This is a genomic window from Acinetobacter sp. YH16031 (genome assembly GCF_013417335.1).
Lineage (GTDB): Bacteria > Pseudomonadota > Gammaproteobacteria > Pseudomonadales > Moraxellaceae > Acinetobacter.
Genome location: NZ_VPED01000164.1, coordinates 1 through 1,437, shown reverse-complemented (window position 1 = coordinate 1,437; position 1,437 = coordinate 1). Strand labels below are relative to the sequence as shown.

The 1,437-nt window shown below is 33.6% G+C and carries 2 protein-coding genes; both read left to right on the top strand.

Annotated features, from left to right (window positions below):
• The first annotated feature begins 15 nt into the window (after positions 1-15).
• On the top strand, positions 16-945 hold the full coding sequence (repM, locus tag FTV31_RS16890; protein ID WP_086222692.1) for a replication initiation protein RepM: 930 nt from the start codon (positions 16-18) through the stop codon (positions 943-945).
• Between the two features lie 68 nt (positions 946-1,013).
• A partial coding sequence (locus FTV31_RS16885) for a plasmid replication DNA-binding protein (protein ID WP_180015790.1) occupies positions 1,014-1,437 on the top strand: 424 nt, incomplete at its 3' end.

Below are 1,437 nucleotides of genomic sequence, written 5' to 3'. Positions count from 1 at the left end.
ATTTCAATTGAGTCTATGTCAAAAGAATTAGTTGTAAAAACCAATCGGTTAAACCAAGCTTTTCAAACTCTATCTTTATCAGAGTTTCATATTGTTCAATTAGCCATTGTTGATGCTAGACATACGGGTACTGGACTAAGTACAGATACTCCTTTACGAATAGATGCATTGAGATATGCTGAAGTTTTTGGGACAACAAGGCAAAATGCTTATCAGAGAATGAAAGAAGCAGAGGATTCTTTATTTAACAGAAGATTTAGCTTCTTTGATGAAGATGGGAAATTAGTCAAAAGTAGATGGATTCAGCAAGTAAAATATCTAGATGATGAAGGGGCTATTGAACTTGTTTTCACTTTAGCTGTTGTACAAGGCATAAGTAAAATTGATGGAATTAAAGACTTTTTTACTCAATATTTACTAAGCCAAACAGCCCAGCTTAACAGTACATATTCAGCAAGATTATACGAGTTATTAATTCAATGGAAAGCTATTGGAAAAACGCCAGTATTTGAATTAGCAACTTTTAGAGAACAACTTGGAATTGGTGTTAATGAATACAAGCGTATGGATCACTTTAAAACTAGAGTTCTTGACTTAGCCATTTCTGAAATTAGCGAAAAAACAGATATAGAGGCAACCTACCAACAGCATAAAAAAGGCCGTTCAATATCTGGTTTTTCTTTTTCTTTTAAACAAAAAAAATCTAAAACTAAATCATTAGAAAATCAGACAATATCTGGCAATCTAGATCTTTTTTCAAAAAAAATGACTGACTCTCAACGCCACTTATTTTCCAATAAGCTATCTGAACTTCCTGAAATGAGTAAATACTCTCAAGGAACTGAAAGCTATCCTCAATTCGCAGTAAGAATTGCTGAAATGCTTAAAGATTCTGAGAAGTTAAAAGAGTTTGCTCCCATGCTTGAAAAGGTTGGCTATCGTTAAATCATTGATGTAACGTTACATTACTAAATATTGTCTACTGACATACAGACTTTTACTTGGGTTACATGATGAAAGCACTATCTGTTATTGAATTAGCTCAACTCTATGGAATGAATCGTCAAAGTATCTATAAACGTATAAATAAAGGGGATTTATCAAAAAATAGTGATGGTAAAATAGATTTATCTGAAGCCATACGAGTATTTGGCGAGCCATCTAATAAAAATAATAATGTAACTACGTTACAGTCTACTACGGTACAAAAAGATACAGAAGTAGACATGCTAAAACAGCAAGTAGACATACTTAAAAAACAGCTAGAACTTGCACATGAGCGAGAAATTTTTCAAAGAGAACAACTAGAAGCTAAAGATCACCAAATTGAGGCTATACAACGCTTATTAGAAGCCCCAAAACCTAATATGACTACGTTTACCGATCAAGAACCGGTGCGATCAAGCATGGTCCAAACAGATCCCGAACCGAACACAG

What these genes read in the sequence shown, in the direction of transcription:
- repM (WP_086222692.1), top strand. Translation starts at nt 16, where the DNA reads ATGTCAAAAGAATTAGTTGTAAAAACCAATCGGTTAAACCAAGCTTTT.